General features: G+C 65.8%; 18 protein-coding genes. 9 read left to right on the top strand and 9 right to left on the bottom strand.

All coding sequences use genetic code 11. The features are described from left to right. Positions 1-243: 243 nt before the first annotated feature. The 4 genes from DI041_RS08520 to DI041_RS08505 all read right to left on the bottom strand — a co-directional run bounded on the left by DI041_RS08520 (position 244) and on the right by DI041_RS08505 (position 3,865). Positions 244-615, bottom strand: a complete 372-nt coding sequence (locus DI041_RS08520; protein ID WP_046985242.1) for a DUF423 domain-containing protein — start codon at positions 613-615, stop codon at positions 244-246. A gap of 104 nt (positions 616-719) precedes the next feature. Further along, positions 720-1,793: a polyketide cyclase gene (locus DI041_RS08515; protein ID WP_046985241.1), complete on the bottom strand. Its 1,074-nt coding sequence runs from the start codon at positions 1,791-1,793 to the stop codon at positions 720-722. 234 nt (positions 1,794-2,027) lie between these two features. Next, a complete protein-coding gene (locus tag DI041_RS08510; RefSeq protein WP_004148082.1) occupies positions 2,028-2,669 on the bottom strand; it encodes a response regulator in 642 nt (213 codons plus the stop codon). Next, complete coding sequence (locus tag DI041_RS08505; RefSeq protein ID WP_136638363.1) at positions 2,669-3,865, bottom strand: sensor histidine kinase; 1,197 nt, start codon at positions 3,863-3,865, stop codon at positions 2,669-2,671. The genes DI041_RS08510 and DI041_RS08505 overlap by 1 nt, the downstream gene beginning before the upstream one ends. A gap of 150 nt (positions 3,866-4,015) precedes the next feature. Between DI041_RS08505 and DI041_RS08500 the strand changes: the two genes are divergently transcribed. Genes DI041_RS08500 through DI041_RS08480 form a run of 5 tightly spaced genes read left to right on the top strand, consistent with a single transcriptional unit; the run spans position 4,016 to position 7,036 of the window. Next, on the top strand, positions 4,016-4,612 hold the full coding sequence (locus DI041_RS08500; RefSeq protein ID WP_004148078.1) for a GNAT family N-acetyltransferase: 597 nt from the start codon (positions 4,016-4,018) through the stop codon (positions 4,610-4,612). After that, a complete protein-coding gene (minC, locus tag DI041_RS08495) occupies positions 4,558-5,403 on the top strand; it encodes a septum site-determining protein MinC (protein WP_046985239.1) in 846 nt (281 codons plus the stop codon). Before DI041_RS08500 ends, minC begins: the two co-directional genes overlap by 55 nt. Positions 5,404-5,438: 35 nt before the next feature. After that, complete coding sequence (gene minD / locus DI041_RS08490) at positions 5,439-6,248, top strand: septum site-determining protein MinD (RefSeq protein WP_004148075.1); 810 nt, start codon at positions 5,439-5,441, stop codon at positions 6,246-6,248. Between the two features lie 2 nt (positions 6,249-6,250). Further along, a complete protein-coding gene (gene minE, locus DI041_RS08485; RefSeq protein WP_004148073.1) occupies positions 6,251-6,511 on the top strand; it encodes a cell division topological specificity factor MinE in 261 nt (86 codons plus the stop codon). A 45-nt stretch (positions 6,512-6,556) separates the two neighbouring features. Then, positions 6,557-7,036 carry a hypothetical protein gene (locus DI041_RS08480; protein WP_032969226.1) on the top strand — a complete coding sequence of 160 codons (480 nt, stop codon included), beginning with the start codon at positions 6,557-6,559 and terminating at the stop codon, positions 7,034-7,036. Between the two features lie 122 nt (positions 7,037-7,158). Here the strand turns inward: DI041_RS08480 and DI041_RS08475 are convergent, their stop codons facing one another. The 3 genes from DI041_RS08475 to DI041_RS08465 all read right to left on the bottom strand — a co-directional run bounded on the left by DI041_RS08475 (position 7,159) and on the right by DI041_RS08465 (position 12,796). Continuing rightward, positions 7,159-8,388 (bottom strand): DUF819 family protein, encoded by a 1,230-nt coding sequence (locus DI041_RS08475; RefSeq protein ID WP_136638364.1) that lies wholly within the window; start codon positions 8,386-8,388, stop codon positions 7,159-7,161. Positions 8,389-8,518: 130 nt separating this feature from the next. Continuing rightward, the gene (locus DI041_RS08470) at positions 8,519-10,597 is read right to left on the bottom strand and encodes an alpha/beta hydrolase family protein (protein WP_046985237.1); all 2,079 of its coding nucleotides are present in this window, start codon (positions 10,595-10,597) and stop codon (positions 8,519-8,521) included. Between the two features lie 234 nt (positions 10,598-10,831). Beyond that, on the bottom strand, positions 10,832-12,796 hold the full coding sequence (locus DI041_RS08465) for an OPT family oligopeptide transporter (protein ID WP_004148011.1): 1,965 nt from the start codon (positions 12,794-12,796) through the stop codon (positions 10,832-10,834). 202 nt (positions 12,797-12,998) lie between these two features. Here DI041_RS08465 and DI041_RS08460 point away from each other — a divergent pair, with 202 nt between their 5' ends. Together DI041_RS08460 and DI041_RS08455 are read left to right on the top strand one after the other, a co-directional pair. Beyond that, positions 12,999-14,147: an acetyltransferase domain-containing protein gene (locus DI041_RS08460; RefSeq protein WP_046985249.1), complete on the top strand. Its 1,149-nt coding sequence runs from the start codon at positions 12,999-13,001 to the stop codon at positions 14,145-14,147. 89 nt (positions 14,148-14,236) lie between these two features. Beyond that, on the top strand, positions 14,237-15,991 hold the full coding sequence (locus DI041_RS08455; protein ID WP_046985236.1) for a peptide MFS transporter: 1,755 nt from the start codon (positions 14,237-14,239) through the stop codon (positions 15,989-15,991). A gap of 55 nt (positions 15,992-16,046) precedes the next feature. Here DI041_RS08455 and DI041_RS08450 read toward each other — a convergent pair whose 3' ends face one another. Next, positions 16,047-18,035 carry an alpha/beta hydrolase family protein gene (locus DI041_RS08450; protein WP_136638365.1) on the bottom strand — a complete coding sequence of 663 codons (1,989 nt, stop codon included), beginning with the start codon at positions 18,033-18,035 and terminating at the stop codon, positions 16,047-16,049. Between the two features lie 179 nt (positions 18,036-18,214). Further along, positions 18,215-18,850, bottom strand: coding sequence for a LysE/ArgO family amino acid transporter (locus tag DI041_RS08445; RefSeq protein ID WP_005408523.1), 636 nt, complete (start codon positions 18,848-18,850; stop codon positions 18,215-18,217). A gap of 137 nt (positions 18,851-18,987) precedes the next feature. Here DI041_RS08445 and DI041_RS08440 point away from each other — a divergent pair, with 137 nt between their 5' ends. Further along, positions 18,988-19,893 carry a LysR family transcriptional regulator ArgP gene (locus DI041_RS08440; protein ID WP_046985233.1) on the top strand — a complete coding sequence of 302 codons (906 nt, stop codon included), beginning with the start codon at positions 18,988-18,990 and terminating at the stop codon, positions 19,891-19,893. A gap of 182 nt (positions 19,894-20,075) precedes the next feature. Next, positions 20,076-20,522, top strand: coding sequence for a GNAT family N-acetyltransferase (locus DI041_RS08435; protein ID WP_046985232.1), 447 nt, complete (start codon positions 20,076-20,078; stop codon positions 20,520-20,522). Positions 20,523-20,708: the final 186 nt, after the last annotated feature.

Below are 20,708 nucleotides of genomic sequence, written 5' to 3'. Positions count from 1 at the left end.
GCCTTCAAGCGAGCCGAGCACCGCAGGTCCGGCGAGGGCGAAGAGGTGCGGGTGTCTGAGCGCAGCGAGTTCCCGCACCGCCCCTCGACGGGCCGAGGAGCACAGGGCACCGGTGCGCAGCACCGGCTCGCCGCCGGCGGCGCGTTTCTTTTGGTTACTTTTCTTTTCGCGCGAAAAGAAAAGTAACGCCCATGAACGGTGCAGATCGCATCAGCATGGATTGAAGCGACAATCTCGACTCAGTTACCGCCTCAACGCATTGATCGCCAGCAGCACCCATCCGGCCATCATGCTGGTGCCACCGATCGGCGCCAGCCGCGTCGGCCACTGCCACAACGCGCCGCCCACCAGGCTGCCGGAAAACAGCAGCACGCCCAGCAGCAGCACGTACAGCGCCAGGTGCGCGATCGCGCCCTGCGCACGTGGCCCCAGCGCCACCAGCACCGCGCCATGCGCGAACGCATACAACGCCGCCATGTTCAGATGCTGCTGCGCCAGCGGATCGGCAACACCGTGCGAAGCATAGGCGGACAGACCGATCGAAGCCGCCGCCAGCAACGCCCCCAGACAGGCCAGCAGCGAGGGCTTACGTGCGCGTCGTTCAACATTGAACATGACTGCTCCTTGCGCAGCGCCCGATGCCGGGCGCGGGATGAAAAAAAACGCGCCGCAGGAAGCGGCGCGTTTTCGTGTCCAGCACTACATGGGTCAGCCGAGGCTTACTTGACGGCCCAGTAGATGTCGTACGTGGCTTCCGGAGTGAACGACTTGTCGAGGCCGTCCTTCCAGGTTTCGTACGGACGGTCGATGACTTCGTTGCCCGAGGTCACGGCCCAGGCACGCAGGCCGCTGCGCGCCACGTCCAGACCCGCCATGTGGCCGGTGTAGGCCGCATGTGCCGAACGGTGCGGAGCAACGTGCACGTACTTGACCGGAGCACCGCCGTCGATCTTGACGGTCAGGGCTTCAGCAGTTGCACCTTCAGCACCCTTCTTCTTCACCGGCTGGGCGATGTCGAAGGCGTACTTCTCAGCACCGAAGTCGGTGGTGATGATGCGGAACGGGCCGGCGGCTTCGAGGCCATTGGCCTCCATCACGCGCTTGATCCACTCCTGGTTGTCCTTGATGGACTTGGTGATGCTGTCCTGGCCGCGGTCCACGTTACCGGCGTTGACGACCAGCAGGTCTTCAGCCGGCACATCGACGATGGCCAGATCGGTCAGCGGGGCTTCCGGGGTGCGGTAGTCCACGTTCGGAACGCTGGCCAGCATGTTGGCCATGCGCGACAGGCCCATCTTGATGTCGTCGCCGATCTGGCGGCTGACATAAAGACCGGCGTAACGGCCGAACAGGTCGAAGCCGTACTTCACCGAGTAGTCCTGGGTGATCTTGACGTTGCGACCGCCCTTGCCGGTCGGCTCCAGGGTGAAGGTGGTGACCTTGTCGTGACCCTTGGTGGCGTCGTCGATGTTGATCACAACACGCTTGTTTTCCTCGGCTTCGGTGATCTTCCAGGAACCGGTGCCCAGGTCCTTGGAGGTGAAGTCGAGGGTGGCACCGGTACCGGAGACCGGGCCGGACAGCTTCAGTTCAACGGCGGGATCGCGCAGTACCAGCGGGTTCCAGTCCTTGAAGCGGCGCAGACTGCTGACCGTGTCGTACACGATCGTCATCTTGCGGTTGGTCTCGATGCTTTCGGTGATGTGACGCTCGCCCGGCAGACATACGCCAATGATGACGAACAGGCCAGCCACGATCCCCAAGGCGATCAGGAACTCGATAATACGGGTCATTCAGAGAGTCTCCGGGGCCGATCCCACGGCCGGGTTGATTGAAGCGAAGCGCCAATCCTAGCAGGCTTCGCGGGCATTGTTTATCGGGATTGGCGCACCGGTTTCCCTGCCGGCTGCGTATTTGTATGGACAAAGAATTCGAAGGGTAACGCATACCGGTGCCCGGCATGTAGGGGTCAACCCCGGCCAGGGTCCGGGGTTGCGGTCCAAGTCGTTGTCCGGGAACGATTTTCCTCAGACCAGCTGCAGTTCGAACGCCTTCAGTACGGCACGCGTACGGTCGCGGACGCCCAGCTTGGAGAGAATGTTGGACACGTGGTTCTTGATCGTGCCTTCGGCCACGCCCAGCGAATTGGCGATCTCCTTGTTGGAGAAACCACTGGCCATCAGCCGCAGGATCTCGGTCTCGCGGTCGGTCAACGGATCCGGGCGATCCAGGCTGACGAAGTCGTTGCGCATGTGCTCCAGGCCGGACAACAGGCGCTGGGTCACCGCCGGCTGCACCAGCGAGCCCCCGTCGGCCACCGTGCGGATGGCGCCGACCAGCTGTGCCAGGGTCACGTCCTTGAGCAGGTAGCCCTTGGCACCGGCCTTGAGCCCGGCCAGCACCAGCTGATCGTCATCGAAGGTGGTGAGGATGATGGTCGGCGGCAGTTGTTCCTGCCGGGACAGCATCTGCAGCGCCTCCAGCCCGGACATCACCGGCATGCGCATGTCCATCAGCACCACGTCCGGGCGCACCTGCGGGATCAGCTCAACCGCCTGCCGGCCATCGCCGGCTTCGGCCACCACTTCGATACCGTCGTCGAGCGCCAGCAGGGAGCGGATTCCCTGCCGCACCAGGGTTTGGTCGTCGACCAGGCAGACGCGAATCATCAACGCACTCCTTCAGGAACCTTGGTAAGGGCGGCCACCAGCACCGTTGCCGGCACCGTCGCCCGCAGGCGGAAGCCTTCGCCGGGACGGGTCTCGACCTGCAGCTGGCCACCACATTGTTGCAGGCGCTCGCGCATGCCGCGCAAGCCATTGCCGACATTGATCATTTCCGCGCCGACACCGTCGTCGCGGGCCTCGATCACGACCCGGTCGGGGGCTTCACGGTACACCTTGATCCACAGGTGGCGCGCACCGGCATGGCGCACGGCGTTGGTGATGATCTCCTGGGTGCAGCGCAGCAGTACGTGGGCCCGCTGCGGGTCCTCCACGTTCAGCGAGTCCTCGATCTCCAGCTGGATGTCCAGCGAGGGCACGTTCTCGGTCAGCGGCCGCAGCGCGGCAGCCAGGTCGATGGCACCGGTCTCGCGCAGTTGGCTGACCACCTCGCGGACGTTGCCCAGCAGCAGCTTGGCCAGGCCATGCGAACGCTTTACATGCTCCAGTGCCTGGCCCTCGGCCAGGTGGCTGGCCACTTCCAGGTTCAGGGTCAGCGCGGTCAACTGGTGGCCGAGCAGGTCGTGCAGCTCGCGCGAAATGCGGGTGCGTTCGTTGACCCGGGCACTTTCAGCCAGCAGGGCGCGGGTCGCGCGCAGCTCCGCGTTCAGCCGGCGCTGCTCGTCGCGGGCCTCGGTCTGCTGGCGGGCGACCAGGCTGGTCACGAAGATGAACATGGAGAAGCCGCCGTACAGCAGCGACTGCATCACCGCCTCGAACAGCGGGAAGCGCAGCAGCATGTAGTAGACCGGGGCCACCGCCAGCTGGCTGACCAGCAGCCACAGCACGCCCAGCCGCACCGACAGCATCCAGGGAATGACCCCGGCGGCGACCATCATCAGGATGCTGCCCAGGCCCGAGCCACTGAGGAAGCTCACCGCCAGCGCCGAGACGGTCAACAGCAGTAGCAGCCCGCGGTCCAGCCAGGTGGTATGGCTGTCGCTGCGCAGAATGCGGGTCAGCCAGTAGTAGGCGGTGCCGAAGGACAGATAGGCGACGAACAGCAGGATCGCCCAACCGCCCATGTCGTTGCGGCTGTGCAGGTTCTCGAACTGCGAATACGCCAGCGGCAGTCCGACCATGACCCAGGTGAACAGGCCGGCCAGGCGGAGGACGCGTGTATGGCTGAGGACTCCCAACATGCCAGCACTCTACGGGCCCAGCCTGCGTCCCGCACCCCACGGAAGTCATGCCCGCCCGGTCGCCTGTTCATGCCGCAGCCCACCCCGGGCATGCAATAATCGTGCGCAGGGTCCTTTGATGGACCAACCGCGTTACCCCACGGAGTCACAATGTCGATTGTCATCCGCGACGTGCGCGAGCACGAGCTCGATTCCGTCCTGGCTTTGAACAACAACGCTGGCCTGGCCATCCTTCCCCTGGATGCGGCACGCCTGCGCCTGTTCTATGAAACCGCTGAATATTTCCGCGTCGCCGAGCGCGACGGCAACCTGGCCGGCTTCCTGATCGGCTTCGGCAGCGACAGCCAGCACGACAGCAGCAACTTCGCCTGGTTCAAGCAGCAACTGGACACCCCGTTCTTCTATATCGACCGCATCGTGGTCGCCAGCCGCCGTCGCGGCGGTGGCGTCGGCCGTGCGTTCTATGCCGACGCGCAGAGCTTCGCCGAGCTGCGCTATCCGCAGATGACCTGCGAGGTCTTCCTCGACCACGGCGCCGATGCCGCCCTGCTCTTCCACGGCAGCTTCGGCTTCCGCGAGCTGGGCCAGAACACCATGCCGCACGTCGATGTGCGCGCCAGCATGCTGGCCAAGGAACTGTGCAGCTACCCGTGGGTCCAGGAGACCTACGGTGACAAGCTGCCGGATGTGGCATGGACACGTGCCCGGCAGCTGCCGGCACAGGCACAGCGGCCGACGGGGACCTGAGCGTGGCGGTGAATTTCGATTACGAACAGGCCGGTGAACTGAAGATCGGCCAGGTGGGCATCGCCAACCTGCGCATCCGCACCCTTGATGTCGAGCGCCTCGTACAGGAAATGCACGAGCGCGTGACCCGCGCGCCGAAGCTGTTCGGCCGCGCGGCGGTGATCCTCGACTTCGGCGGCCTCAGCCAGGTGCCGGACGTGGCCACCGCGCAGGCGCTGGTCGATGGCCTGCGCAGTGCCGGCGTGCTGCCGGTGGCACTGGCCTATGGCACCAGCGCGGTCGACCTGCTCTCGCAGCAGCTCGGACTGCCGCTGCTGGCCAAGTTCCGCGCCCAGTACGAACGTGCCGAGGCCGAACCGGCTCCGCCACCGCCCGCACCGGAACCGCGCCGGGCCGCGCGCGCCGAACCGAAGCCGGCACCGGCCACGCCGGTAGCCAAGGTCGCCGATGCGGCCGCACCGCAACCGGGCCGCATGCAGCTGGGCAACGTGCGCTCGGGCCAGCAGCTGTACGCGGAAAACTGCGACCTGACCGTGATGGCCACCGTCGGCGCTGGCGCCGAAGTCATCGCCGACGGCAGCATCCATATCTACGGGACCCTGCGCGGCCGCGCGCTGGCAGGGGCCCAGGGCAACACCGCGGCACGCATCTTCTGCCGTGATTTCCATGCGGAACTGGTCGCCATTGCAGGCCACTACAAGGTACTGGACGATGTCCCGGACACCCTGCGCGGCAAGGCCGTGCAGGTGTGGCTGGAACAGGACCAGATCAAGATCGCTGCGCTGGACTGACGCAGCACCCAAACAGAATCATCAGGAGAAGTCCTTTGGCTGAAATCATCGTAGTCACCTCCGGCAAGGGCGGCGTCGGCAAGACCACTTCCAGCGCAAGCCTGGCCTGCGGCCTGGCACGGCGCGGCAAGAAGGTGGCGGTGATCGACTTCGACGTCGGCCTGCGCAACCTCGATCTGATCATGGGCTGCGAACGCCGCGTGGTGTACGACTTCGTCAACGTCGTGCACGGCGAAGCGACCCTCAAGCAGGCCCTGATCAAGGACAAGCGCTTCGACAATCTGTACGTGCTGGCTGCCTCGCAGACCCGCGACAAGGATGCGCTGACCCAGGAAGGCGTGGGCAAGGTCCTGAAGGACCTGGCCGCCGACGGCTTCGACTACATCATCTGCGACTCCCCGGCCGGCATCGAGAAGGGCGCCTTCCTGGCGATGTACTTCGCCGACCGCGCCGTGGTCGTGGTGAACCCGGAAGTGTCCTCGGTACGCGACTCGGACCGCATCATCGGCCTGCTCGACTCGAAGACCCACAAGGCCGAGTCCGGCCAGGACGTGCCGGCCTTCCTGCTGCTGACCCGCTACACCCCGGTGCGCGTGGAAAGCGGCGAGATGCTCAGCATCGCCGACGTCGAGGAAGTGCTTGGACTGAAGGCGATCGGCGTGATCCCCGAGTCGGGTGACGTGCTCAACGCCTCCAACAAAGGCGAGCCGGTCATCCTGGATGTCGAGTCCGCTGCCGGCCAGGCCTACGACGACGCCGTCGCGCGCATCCTCGGCGAAGAACGCCCGATGCGCTTCACCAACGTCGAGAAGAAGGGCTTCTTCAGCAAGCTGTTCGGAGGGTAAGCATGGGCCTGTTTGATTTCCTCAAAGCGAAGAAGACCACCGCCGAAACCGCCAAGAACCGCCTGCAGATCATCATCGCGCAGGAACGCAGCAACCGCGGCGGTCCCGATTACCTGCCGCTGCTGCAGCGCGAGCTGCTGGAAGTGATCAAGAAGTACGTCAACATCGACGTCGATGCGGTGAAGGTCGACCTGGTCAAGGATGGCCAGCACGATGTGCTGGACATCTCCGTGGCGCTGCCGGAAGGCCCGGACAAACCCTGACCCCTGCCCCGCCCGTGCCTGCATGGGCGGGGCTGCATGACCTGCATGACCGACACCACGCCCGAACCGAACGTCACCCGCGTCGGCGATATCGCCTTCGCCGATGCGCAGCGCCTGCTCGCCGCACACGACCTGCGGCTGCACCACGTCGCCGCCGGCGCGCCGATTCCCGGCAGCTACTGGGGCGAGCCCGAGGCCGGCATCATCGCCAGCGACGTGTACGTGCGCGATGACACCCCCGTGCACTCGATGCTGCACGAGGCCTGCCACCTGATCGTGCTGCCGCCCGAGCGCCGCGCGCAGGTGCATACCGATGCCACCGACTCGGTGCCCGAAGAGGACGCCACCTGCTACCTGCAGATCGTGCTGGCCGGCCACCTGCCCGGTGTCGGCAGCGAACAGCTGATGGCTGACATGGATGCGTGGGGGTATACGTATCGGTTGGGATCTACGAAGGCGTGGTTCGAGCAGGACGCGGAAGACGCGAAAGCATGGTTGATCGAACGCGGGTTGCCGGTAGCGTGAACCACCGTGAACCGGGGTCAGATCCCTTCGTCCTGAATCATCGGTAGTGCCGGCCGCTGGCCGGCAACCTCATGAACCAGTGAAGCATCACCTGGTTGCCGGCCAGCGGCCGGCACTACCCATCAACCCTGCCCCGCCAGCGCGCGCAGGGTGATGCCGACGATGTAGGCCAGGTAGGTGCCGGTGGCATAGCCCATCGTGCCCAGCAGCACACCCACCGGTGCCAACGCCGGATGGAACGCGGCCGCCACCACTGGCGCCGACGCGGGTCCGCCGATATTCGATTGCGAACCGATGGCAAAGTAGAAGAACGGCACTTTCAGCAGCTTGCCCAGGCACCACAGCAGCACGATGTGCACGCTGATCCAGATGATGCCAAGCAGGAACAGCCACGGGCGGTCCAGCAACGCCAGCAGATCCATCTGCATCCCGATGCAGGCGATCAGGAAATACAGCAGCAGCGAGCCCAGCCGCGAGGCACCCGCGCCTTCCAGCGTGCGTGCGCGGGTGAAGCTCAGGCTCAGGCCCAGCGTGGTCGACAGTACCACCACCCAGACAAACGGTGCGTCCAGGCTGAACTGCGAGGCCCAGCTGACGTTGAGCTTGAACCATGCCGCCAACGGCGCACCGATCGCATGCGAGAGGCCGACGCCGCCGAAAGCCACCGCCACGATCAGCATCAGGTCGGTCAGGCTGGGAATGCGCTCGTGTTCGGCCTGGAAGCGCGCGATGCGCTCCTTCAGCTCATCGATCGCCGAGGTATCGGCACCACTGCGCGCGTCGATCTTCGCCGCGCGCCCAGCAAGGAAAATGAGCGCCGCCATCCACACATAGCCCACGCCGACATCGACCACCGCGAACTGACCAAACGTGGTGGCGTTGACGTCGAACACTTCGCGCATCGCCAGCATGTTGGCACCGCCGCCGATCCAGCTGCCCGCCAACGCGGCCATGCCGGCCCAGGTATCGCCGGCCACGGTTTCCGGATGCACGGCGCGCATCAGCAGGAAGGCCACCACCGCACCGAGCATGATGCTGGCCGAAGCGCCCAGATACATCAGTACCAGCTTCGGGCCGAGCCGCAGGATGCCCTTGATGTCCACCGCCAGGGTCAGCAGGATCAGCGCCGCCGGCAACAGGATGTCGCGCGCGATCGGGTTGTAGAGTTTGGTGTTCTGGCCGTCGATCAGGCCGACGGTGTTGTAGATGCCGGGAATCAGGTAGCACAGCAGCAGTGCCGGCACGAAGGTGTAGAAACGCTTCCACAGCCCCTGCTCGCGCGAGGCGGTCCAGAACACGGCGCCGAGGGTGGCGGCGATCAAACCGAAGACGACGATGTCGTTCTGGATCATGCAGGTGCTCTGGGTAGTGCCGGTCGCTGGCCGGCAATCTCGTTCAGGTGGGAAGCAGCAAGCGGTTGCCGGCCAGCGGCCGGCACTACCAGAAAGCAGAGCGCCGCCCCGGAGGGCGGCGCTGCAGTCATCAGTTGCCGATGTGCTGCTTCAGCCAGGCATTGACGGTGTCATGCCACAGGATGCTGTTGTTCGGCTTCAGCACCCAGTGGTTTTCATCCGGGAAGTACAGGAACTTCGATTCGATGCCCTGGCGCTGGGCGGCGGTGAACGCGGCCAGGCCCTGCTCGACCGGGATGCGGAAGTCCTGCTGGCCGTGGATGACCAGGATCGGCTTCTTCCAGTCCGCCACGTGGTTGACCGGGTTGAACTTCTCGTAGTTCGCGGCCTTCTGGTACGGCGTGCCGCCCTGCTCCCACTCGGTGAACCACAGTTCTTCGGTGGCGTAGCCCATCATGCGCTGGTCGAACACGCCGTCATGGTTGACCAGGCACTTGAACGGGCTGTTCCAGTTGCCGGCGATCCAGTTGACCATGAAGCCGCCGTAGCTGGCGCCCAGTGCACAGGCCTTGTCGCCGTTGAGGAAGGAGTACTTCTTCAGCGCGGCGTCCCAGCCCTTCTGCAGATCTTCCAGCGGGCGGTCGCCCCAATGCTGGCTGATCGCATCGGTGAACGCCTGGCCGTAGCCGGTGGAACCGTGGAAGTCGATCATCACCACGGCGTAGCCCTGGCCGGCGTAGGTCTGCGGGTTCCAGCGGTAGCTCCAGCCGTTGCCGAAGCTGCCCTGCGGGCCGCCGTGGATCAGGAACGCAACCGGGTAGGACTTGCCTTCCTGGTAGTTGTGCGGCTTGACCACATAGCCGTGGACGGTGTCGTTGTTCCAGCCCTTGAACTCGAACTGCTCGTAGTCGCCGAAGGACACGTCCTTCAGCACCTCGCCGGCGGCGGGGGTCAGCGCGCGCAGTTCACCGATGGCTTCGCCTGCGGTCGGCAGCAGACCCACCAGCACCTGGTCGTTGCTCTTCAGACTGTTGCGGGTGATCGCCACGCTGGTGCCGGCCACGTCCACCGAGGTCACGCTGCCGTCGCCGATCAGCTTGGTGGCCTTGCCGCTGGCCACGTCGATCTGGAACAGCGGGTGTTCGCCGAGGTCATCGGCGGTGGTGTAGATGCTGCTGCCATCGGCGGACAGGGTGATGCCGCCCGCCGAACGATCCCACTGCGGCGCGATCTCGCGGGTCTTGCCGCTGGACACGTCCATCGCCATCAGGCCGAAACGGTCGGCCTCGAAGCCCGGGCGCTTCATCGCACGGTAGAACAGCGTCTTGCCGTCGGCGCTGAACACCGGGCCGGCATCCCAGGCGGGGTTGGAGGCGGTCAGGTTGACCGGTGCCTGCTTGCCCGCAGCGTCGAAGCGGTACAGGTCGAAGTTGGTCGACCACGGCTCCTGCTTGCCGGCCACGCGGATGCTGGCCACCACGCTGGCGCCATCCGGCGACCACGCGAAATCATCGTTGCCACCAAACGGCTTGGACGGCGCATCACCATCGATGGTCGCGCTCAGCGCCGAGGCGCCCTTGACCGCACCGGCCTTGCCTGCCGGCAGCGGCGCCACGAACAGCGTGTTGCGGCGGCCGTCGTTCCAGGTATCCCAATGGCGCACGAACAGCGAATCCCACACCTGGCCGCTGGCCTTGGCGTCCTTCTTTTCCTTCAGCTTCTTTTCGGTGCAGGCCAGGTCCGAGGCGCAGGCCTGGAACACGCCGGCACTGAACAGCACGCGGTCGTCCTGCGGCGACACGTGGTAGCTGTCCACGTCCACCGGGAAGTCAGTCAGCTGGCGCGGGGTGCCGCCGCTGATCGGCTGCGCGTACAGCTGCTGGCTGCCGTTCTTGGCGCTGAGGAAGTACACGGTCTGGCCATCGGCCGACAGCGACGCCGAGTTGACGTTCCAGCCGGCCGGGGTGATCTGCTTCGGCGGCGCTGCATCGCGGGTACGCAGGTTGCGCGCGAACAGTGCGGTAGAGGCCTTCAGGTTGGCGTCCACGCTGCGCTTGGCGAACACCACGGTGCCGCCGTCTGCGGTCAGTACCGGCGCGGAAACGCGGTCCATGGCCACCATGTCGCGGACTTCCAGGCCACGGGCAGCGGCAACGCTGGGCAGGGCAGCCAGCAGGCTCAGTGGCAGCAGGGCATGACGCAGTTTCATCGGGGTCTCCGCAGGACGGCAAAAAACCGATGTTAGGCCCGTGCGGGCGGGCCTGCCAAGGCCATCGGTCATGGCCGCGGCTGAGCTGCCGCCAGAAAAAGCAAACCGCGCCGTAGCGCGGTTTGTCGGAGGTCGGGGTCGGATCCGATTCCATGGGAATCGGCTCTGACCCCAGACGCTGCCAGCATGGGGTCAGAGCCCTTCCCTGCGGGAAGGGATCCGACCCCATGGCCCTTACGCCACGGCGCGCTTGCCGGTGCGGTAGATCAGCCAGCCGACCAGGAACAGCACGGCCAGGCCGATCCACTGCGCGGCCGGCAGGTGGAACGGCACGGCCAGCACGTCGGCGCGACTGCTGACCACGATCGGCACGGCGATGGCGATACCCATCAGTGCCTCGCCGGTGATCAGGCCGGCAGCGAACAGCACGCCCGGCTTGTGCACGCGGTCGCGGCCTTCTTCATCATCGGCACGCACCTTGTGGAAACGCTCGACCAGGTAGGAGATCAGGCCGCCGAGGAAGATCGGCACCATCAGCTCCAGCGGCAGGTAGATACCGATCGCGGCGGCCAGCACCGGCACGCGGAAGCGCGCGTTGCGCGACTTGAGCCAGCTGTCGAAGGCGATGATGGCCGCACCGACCACTGCACCGATGCCGATGAAGGTCCACGGCAGTTCACCACCGAACAGGCCCTTTGCGACCGAGGCCATCAGGTTGGCCTGCGGCGCGGCCAGCGCGTTCGGGTGCAGCTCGGACTTGACGCCGATGCCATAGGCGGTGGCCAGCAGGTTCAGCACCGGGGCCATGATCAGCGCGCACGAGAATGCGCCGATGCCCAGCATCAACTGCTGTTTCCAAGGGGTCGCGCCGACGATGTAACCAGCCTTCAGATCCTGCAGGTTGTCGCCACCGACGGCGGCGGCGCAGCACACCACCGCGCCGATCATGATCGCGGCCACCGCACCCAGCGGCGCACCGAAGGCACCGACCGGCTGCAGGCCATCCTTGCCCAGCAGCAGCACCAGCACCGCCGAAGCAAACAGGATGGTGGAGATGGTGATGCCCGAGACCGGGTTGTTGGACGAACCGATGAGGCCGGCCAGATAGGCCGACACCGACACGAACAGGAAGCCGGCGACGATCATGATCAGGGTCATCGGGATCGACACGTGCCACTGGCCGACGATGGCCTGGTACAGCGCCAGCAGCGGCAGGGTGAACACCACCAGGGCCACCAGCATCCACTTCATTGGCAGGTCGCGTTCGGTGTGCGCCAGTACCGGACCACCGCTCTTGCGGGCAGCGGCAAAGCCACTCTTGACCCCGTTGAGCAGCGACTTGCGCAGCGAGATAAGGGTCCAGATGCCGCCGATCAGCATCGCGCCGACACCCAGGTAGCGCATCTTCGCGCCCCAGATGGCGAACGCCGCCTCGGTGGAGGATGCGGTAGCGACCGAGGCGGCCAGGCCCGGATCGGTGTTCATGAAGAACGCCTGGTAGATCGGAATGGCGATGTGCCAGGTCAGGATCGAGCCGGACACCACCACGATGCCGACGTTCAGGCCGACGATGTAGCCCACGCCCAGCAGCGCCGGCGACAGGTTGGTGCCGATGAAGGCGGTGACCTTGGAGCTGCCGACGTAGGCCGAGGTAGCCCAGGCATCGGGAATCAGGCGCATGCCGCTTTCCGCGGCCAGCTTGACGAAGGCACCGATCACCGCCGACAGGCCGAGGATCTTCAGGCCCGGGCCCGGGTTCTCACCGGCCTTGAGCACTTCGGCCGCGGCCTTGCCTTCCGGGAACGGAAGCGGGTCTTCAACGATCATCGAGCGCCGCAGCGGCACCGAGAACAGCACGCCCAGCAGGCCACCGAGACCGGCGATGCCCAGCACCCACCAGTACTTGAAGTCCGGCCAGTAGCCCATGATCACCAGCGCGGGGATGGTGAAGATGACACCGGCGGCGATCGACGAGCCAGCCGAGGCACCGGTCTGCACGATGTTGTTTTCAAGGATGGAACCGCCACCCAGCAGGCGCAGCACGCCCATGGAAATGACCGCGGCGGGAATCGCGGTGGCGATGGTCAGGCCTGCGAACAGACCGAGGTAGGCGTTTGCGGCCGACAGCACCACCGCCAGCACGATGGCAAGGACCACCGCGCGGAAAGTGAGCTGCTTGGGCGCAGCGTCATGGTTCATGAAAGCCCCTGCTGGCAAAAAATCCCTGCCACGCTAGCGTTCAGGCTCCGGCAAGTCCAGCGTGCCAAAGGATGGGGCCCGATGCTGCGGTGCGATGGACCCGCACATGCACGGGCAACCGACCGATGCAGCAAAGCCGGAGTGGGCATGAACTCAATTGATATGTTATATCTTTCTGTTGCCCCTTCACATCCTGCATCGCATGCCCCCTTCCCCCGCCCCGCGCCTGGCCTCCATCGACCAGCTGCGCGGCACCGTGATGCTGCTGATGCTGCTCGACCACGTCCGCGAGACCTTCTTCCTGCAGTACCAGGTCAGCGACCCGATGGATGCGTCCACGGTCTCTCCCGCCCTGTTCGCCTGCCGCCTGCTGGCCCACCTGTGCGCGCCAGCGTTCGTGCTGCTCACCGGCCTGTCGGCCTGGCTGTACGGCCAGCGCCAGCCGGATCCACGACGGGCCACGGCCGCCTTCCTGCTCAAGCGCGGCCTGTTCCTGGTGGTGCTGGAACTGACCCTGGTCAACTTCGCCTGGACCTTCCAGCTGCCGCCGGACACGTTGTACCTGCAGGTGATCTGGGCTATCGGCCTCAGCATGATCGCGCTGGCCGGCCTGCTATGGCTGCCGCGCCCGGCCTTGCTGGTGCTGGCAATTGCGCTGGTGGCCGGCCATGACCTGCTCGACGGCGTGCGCGTGGAAGGCAATGGCGCGCTGGCAGTACTGTGGAAGGTGCTGCACCAGCGCGACTGGATCGAGGCCGGGACACTGCGATTGCGCACCTCCTACCCGGTGCTGCCGTGGATCGGAGTGATCGCCCTGGGTTACCTGATGGGACCGTGGTTCGCCCGCGAGCGCGCGCCGGAGCAGCGGCGGCGCTGGCTGTTCAGGGCCGGTGCGGGGGCGCTGGCCCTGTTCGCATTGCTGCGCTTCGCCAACGAATACGGCGATTCCCCCTGGCAGTACCAGACCACCGCGCTGCGTACCTGGCTGAGCATCTTCAACCTCACCAAGTACCCGCCGTCGCTGCAGTTCCTGCTGTTGACGCTGGGCGTGGGCCTGCTGCTGTTGCGCCTGTACGAATGGCCGCCGTTGGCACGTGCGCTGCAGCCATTGGCCGATATTGGTGCAGCACCGATGTTCTTCTACCTGCTGCACCTGTATGTGCTGAAGGGGCTGTATCTGGCGGCGCTGGCGGCCTGGGGCCCGACCCACGGCGAGCTGTATGCGCTGGATTCGGTCAGCGGCCTGCTGCTGGTGGCCTGTGCACTGGCGGTGGTGATGTATCCGCCGACGCGGGCGTTCGCGCGGTTCAAGGCACGAAGGCGCGATCTGGCGTGGCTGCGGTACCTGTGACTCCGTTCGCCGGGCATGGCCCGGCGCTACCGGGTGCGGCGCCGGTTACGGGCCTATAATCGCGCCCTTTCCTGCTGTCCCTGCCGTCGATGACCGTTGCCGCTACTGCTTCCAACGACTTCCTGGGCCATCCCAAGGGCGTCTACGTCTGCTTCTTCACCGAAATGTGGGAGCGCTTCTCCTTCTACGGCATGAAGGCGCTGCTGCTGCTGTATCTGACCAAGTACCACCTGTTCGGCGACAAGGCCGGCCTGGACCTGCTCGGTGCTTATGGCGGCCTGGTGTACTGCATTCCGGTGTTCGGCGGCATGCTGGCCGACCGCTGGCTGGGCATGCGCCGGGCAGTGCTGTTCGGCGGCATCCTGCTGGTGCTCGGCCATCTGGGCATGGCCTTCGAGGGTCACGCCGCCTATCGGGTCAACGGCGAAGTGGTGCGCGATACCTCGGCACTGGCGGTGACCTACCTGTCGCTGGCGCTGATCATCATGGGCGTCGGCTTCCTCAAGCCGAACATCTCCACCATCGTCGGCAAGCTGTACGCCAAGGACGACCCGCGCCGTGATTCGGGCTTCTCGCTGTTCTACGCCGGCATCAACCTTGGCGCGCTGTTCTCGTCGCTGGTGTGTGGCTTCCTCGGCGAGGCCTACGGCTGGAAGTACGGTTTCGGTGCCGCCGGCATCGGCATGCTGGCCGGCCTGGCAATGTTCCTGTGGGGCCAGAAGTACCTGCAGGGCCATGCCGAACCGCCGCAGCCGGCCGCGCTGAAGCAGAAGGTGCTGGGCCTGCCGCGCGAATGGCTCATCTATCTGTGCGCGGTGCTCGGTGTGCTGCCGGTCGCGTGGCTGATGTGGGCGGCCGGCAACGGCGCGTTCGCGCTGGGCGGTGAAATCAGCCTGGCGCTGATGCTGATGCTGGTGGTGCTGGGCGGCGTACTGGTCTGGTTCGCCTGGTTCACCGGCAGCAAGTGCACGCCGGTACAGCGCCAGCAGATGATCGCGCTGATGGTGCTGATCTTCATGGCGCTGGTGTTCTTCACCATGTACGAGCAGTCCTACGGCTCGTGGGTGACCTTCACCGACCGCCTGCTGACCAAGGACATCGTGCCCTCGCTGGTGATCACCGGCGGCACGCCGCTGCCGTGGTCGATCATCTCGCTGCTGCTGGCGCCGCTGGGCTTCGTGGTCAGCGCGCGCCTTTCCGAACGACGCCCCGGCTCGACCGCACCGCGTGCGTTCTTCATCGGCATCGTTGCGCTGATGCTGGTGCTGCTGGTGCGCGACTGCCTGGTGATTCCGCAGACCGCCGGTTCGCTGACCTACCTGGGCGGCCTGTTCCTGGTGCTGCTGGCACCGGCCTTCGCGGCGTTGTGGACCTGGATGGACCGCCGCGGCTGGGAGCCGGGCAAGCCAGTGAAATCAGCGTGGGGCCTGGTGATCGGCGCGCTGTCGTTCGTGCCACTGGCGCTGGCCGCACAGCAGGTCGGCGCCACCGGCGAGATGGCCAGCGTGTGGTGGCTGGTGCTGGCCTACTTCCTGCTGGCCAGCGGTGAGATGTGCCTGTCGCCGGTCGGCCTGTCGGCGGTGACCCAGCTGGCCGTGCCGCGGGTGATGAGCCTGATGATGGGCACCTGGTTCCTGGCCACCGCATTCTCGGAGACGCTGGCCGCGCTGTTCGGCAAGCTGGCCGCGATCGAGGTGCCAGAAGGCGAATCGCTGGACATGGTGGCCGCGGCCGGCGCCTATGCCCACCTGTTCTGGCTGCTGATGTGGATCGGCCTGGGCTGCGCGGTGCTGGCCTTCATTGCTGCGCCACTACTGAAGCGGATGATGCACGGGGTGAAATAATTTCCGCGCGTGTGGAAAGCCAGGGCGGCGGATCGAGCATCCGCCGCCCTTTGCGTCAGGGCGCCTTGTCCTTGCCGGCCGCGGGTGCGGTGGTCGCGGTCTTGCCACCCAGGCTGCGCGACAGGAAGGCCAGCAGCTTGCCGTAGTACTCGCTGCGGTGGGCCTCGGTGTAGAAGCCATGGCCCTCTGTCTTGTAGTACAGGCTTTCCACCGGGGTACCAGCGCGCTTGAGCGCTGCTTCCATGCGCTCGGTGTGCTGGATCGGCGCGCGCTTGTCTTCGCCACCCGCTGCGAGGAACACCGGTACCTTGATCCGCTCGGCCAGGTTCACCGGCGAGACCGCGCCCAGCTTGGCCGGATCTCCCAGCCATTCGCGCAGGTAGGTCACACCTGAACCGCGGTCCTGGATATCGCCGCGGGTGTACATCATCGGCAGGTCGTAGACACCGACATAGCCGGCCGCGCACTGGTACAAGCCTGGCTCGCGGGCAGCGCCCATCATCGCCGAGTAGGCCCCGTAACTGGCGCCATAGATGCAGATGCGACGGCCATCGGCGATGCCCTCGGTGATCGCCCAGCGCGTGGCATCGGTGACATCGTCCTGCATCGCCGCGCCCCACTGCTGCGCACCGGCCTGGGTATGCGCACGGCCGTAATTGCCGGAGCCACGGAAATTGACCTGCAGCACGGCATAACCGGCAGCGGCCAGCATCTGGGTTTCACGGTCGTACTGGCCCGAATCGAAGATGTCGAAGGGGCCGCCATGCGGCATCACCACCATCGGCAGGTTGCGCCCGTCACTGCCGGCCGGCAGGGTCAGGAAGCCATGCAGCGGCAGTCCGTCGCGAGCCTTCAATGCAACCGGGCGCACGCTGGCACTGCGGTCCACATCGATCCACTCACTGCGGCTGATCAGGTGCTCGGCCTTGCGTGCCACTGTATCGTACAGATAGAAATCGCCGGGGTTCGCGCCCGACCAGGTCTCCACCAGCACAACGCGACCATCGCGGGTACTGGAGGTGATGTAGACCGCGCTTCCGAATGCCGCCTCCAGACTGCGGTACAGGCGCGCCTCGGCCGAACTGTCGTCGAAGAAGCGGGTCCGCGGCTTGTCCCCGAGGTACAGCGCACCCACGGGCACATGGGTCCCGGGTCGATGGATGATCCGGTACGGATTGACCACCTCGTCGCGCAGCAGCGTCGCGCGCTCACCGGTCTGCGGATTCCAGCTGACGATCGCGTTGGGCCCTTGCGCCTGCTCGACATTGAGATAGGCCAGGCCGTCACCAGCGGAGAAACCGATGGCGGTTTCGATGCGCTTGCTGACCGCTTCGTCATTGATCAGCTTCCAGTTGTCGCCGGAACGCTCACGGAAGTAGAGCTTGTTGACGTTGTCACTGCCGGCGCCGTGCACGAAGCGGACTTCGCCGGCACCATCGGTGGTGAACTCGCCACGCCGTACTGGCGACGACGCCACCCGCGAGCGACGGCCGCTGGTCACGTCCATCCGATCGACACGGGTGAAGGGGTCTTCGGCAAGCGGCCACACGGTAACCAGCACATTGCGCTCGTCGCCTGGCAGGTCATCGGCCAGGAATGCGGCAACGGCCTCCACCTTCTTCGGCTGGATCAGGGTGCCCGGCCCCTTGCTTTCCACCCGATAGCCGACCAAGAGCTCGCCGCGGTTGCCATTGGCATTGATCGCGTACAGCTCGCCAGTCGGGTTGGGCTGGTCAAGCGAACCCCACTTCTGGGCCAGGCCGATCAGCAGGCGCTCGTCGCTGACCCAATCGAACTGGTAGGCGTGATTCTTGTCCGGTGGCCGGAAATTGCCGACCATCTGCTTGTCCTTGAGGCGCAGCACCACGATCGCGGTGGCATCCTCCAGCGGCACGGTCGCCGCGACGTACTCGCCAGTCGGTGAAATCTTGATGTCGGTGAAGGCTTCCTGCCGCACGTACTGCGACAGATCCACCGCACCCACGCTGCCCATGGCAACGCACCCCAGAGCGGCCAGTGCAGCCGCCAACATCGTCCTGCGCATCCTTCCCCCTGCTCCTTCGGACACCTTGTCCTGGTCGCCGATTCTAGGCAGGCCCCGATGCTTCCCGCCAGAGGTGGACGAAGCGGCCCCACAAAAAACGACGGCACCGTTGCCGGTGCCGTCGTTACCACTACCTTGGAGAGAGAGTCAGGACGTGGGTTCGGGGGGCGTGCGCCGGGTCAATGGACCCCGCGCACCGCCAGAGTGAGGGCCAGGATGCTGAGGATCACGGCGATGGTGCCATCCAGCACGCGCCAGGTGCTGGGCTTGGTGAACAACGGTGCCAGCAGGCGCGCGCCGAGACCCTGCGCGGTCAGCCACAGGCAGCTGGCGGTGACCACGCCGGCCGCGAAGGCCATGCGGGCATTGCCGAAGTTCTCGGCGATCGAACCGATCACCATCATGTCCAGCCAGAAGTGCGGATTGATCAGCGAGAAACCGACTGCGGCCATCAGCACCGCGCGGCGGCTGCCGTCGTCGCTGTCAGCCTCGCCCATGCCGCCGCCACCGGCGATCGCACGGCGTGCCGACTTCATCGCGTACCAGGCCAGGAACGCGACACCGGTCCACAGCACTGCGGTGGTCAGCCACGGCAGCGCCGAGGTCAGCGTGCGCAGGCCGGCCACGCTGGCGAAGATGAAGATGGCATCGATGGCCGCGCAGGTGGCGACCACCGGCACGATGTGCTTGCGCAGGATGCCCTGGCGCAGAATGAAGGCGCTCTGGGCCCCGACCACGGCGAACAAGCCGATGCCGGTGGCTGCACCAGAGAACCAGGCACCGAGGCCGGTGCTGGCGGAGATGACCGAGAACATGGGATTCACTGCCTTTACTTGCTTGGGGGACGGTGCCTCGCGAAGGCGGACAGCACCGGAACTGGCGCCATTGTCGCGCCGCAACATTAAAAAGACGAGCTAAACTTACTAATCCAACATTAGCAGAGCTTAATTCGATGCGTATCGACCATGCCCAGCTGCGCGCCTTGGCTGCAGTGATCCGCGAAGGTAGCTTCGACCGCGCCGCGCAGTCGCTGAATGTCACGCCGTCGGCCATCTCGCAGCGGGTCAAGGCACTGGAGGACAGAGTCGGCCGCCTGCTGGTCAAGCGTGGCACTCCGGCCACCGCCACCGCCGAGGGCCAGGTGCTGGTGCAGCTGGCCGAACAGACCGCCCTGCTTGAGCACGATGCGCTGCACCGGATGGGCCTGGCCGACGAGGACCTGCCGCAGGCCAGCATCCCGGTGGCGGTGAACCATGACAGCCTGGAAACCTGGTTCCCGCAGGCGGCCTTCCAGTTCGCGCAGAGCACCGGCACCACCCTGGACCTGCGCGTGGAAGATCAGGACCACACCGTCGAACTGCTGCGCCAGGGCACCGTGCTGGGTGCGGTGACCACCCTGGACGAGCCGGTGCAGGGCTGCCAGATCCATGCGCTGGGCAGCATCCGCTATGCCGCCACCTGCACCCCGGAGTTCCGCGAGCGCCATTTTGCCAAGGGTGTGACCGCCCAGGCCCTGGCCACGGCACCGGTACTGGTGTTCAACCGCAAGGACGATATGCAGTCACGCTTTGCGAGGCGCATGGCCGGCGACGACCTGCCCAGCACCGCACCGACCTGGTGGATTCCCTCCACCCGTGCCTTTGTGCAGGCCAACCTGGGCGGCATGGGCTGGACCATGAATCCGCTGCCGCTGGTGAAGCGGCATCTGGACGCCGGACGCTTGGTCTACGTTCGCCAGCGCGCGTGGGAGGACGTGCCGCTGTACTGGCAGCACTGGAAGGGCGACGTGCAGACCATGGCGCTGCTGACCCGCGCAGTGCTGGAGGCGTCGTCGGCGCTGGTGCGGCGCAAGCGTTGATGAAGAGCCACCAAAAGGGGACGGAGGGAACTAAGTCGCTTAAGACCCAAATGACATCCGGGACAAAGACGACTTAATCCCCTCCGTCCCCTTTTTGCTCCATCGGATCTCCACGAAACCTCCACACCCGGTCCATGCGTGATGCGCATACTGATCGGCCAATCACTACATGGATGTCCTGCATGCCCGTCTCCGTGCGCGATGCCCACCCCGACGATGCCGCCGCCTGCATCGACCTGCGCGGGCGTACCCGCGAGAACGCCTTCAGTGCCGCTCAACTGGCAGAACTGGGCATCACCGAGCAGAGCTGGGCCGCAGGCATCGCCGAAGGCGATTCGATCGGTCGTGTTGCCTGGGAAGGCGAGCGCATGGCCGGCTACTGTTTCGCCGACCGCGACAGCGGCGAGGTGCTGGTACTGGCCCTGCTGCCGGACTACGAAGGCCGTGGCATCGGCCGGCAGCTGCTGCAGGAAGTGGTCAGCCTGACCCGCGACGCCGGCCACCAGCGCCTGTTCCTGGCCTGTTCGGCAGACCCGCGTTCGCGCTCTCACGGCTTCTACCGCCGCCTGGGCTGGCGCCCGACCGGTGAGATCGACGACGCCGGAGACGAGATTCTGGAGCTGGTCTGATTGAAGGCGTCGCCAGGCATGGCCTGGCGCTACCGGGTGAAGGTGCCGCGAAACGCCGGATGCTGCGTTGCATCAAAAAAAGACCAGAAGCGGTTAAAATCCGCGAATGGATGGCGCAACGCCTTGTTTCTTCACGTCCTTTCGCGTTCCCTCGCGCATCCTGACCCCCTCCCCTCCGCCAACGAT

Origin of the sequence: Stenotrophomonas maltophilia (assembly GCF_004920835.1) — a bacterium.
GTDB classification, from domain to species: Bacteria; Pseudomonadota; Gammaproteobacteria; order Xanthomonadales; family Xanthomonadaceae; genus Stenotrophomonas; species Stenotrophomonas maltophilia_AQ.
Note: the sequence above shows the minus strand (reverse complement) of the source record. Positions and strands in the feature narration are given on the sequence as shown.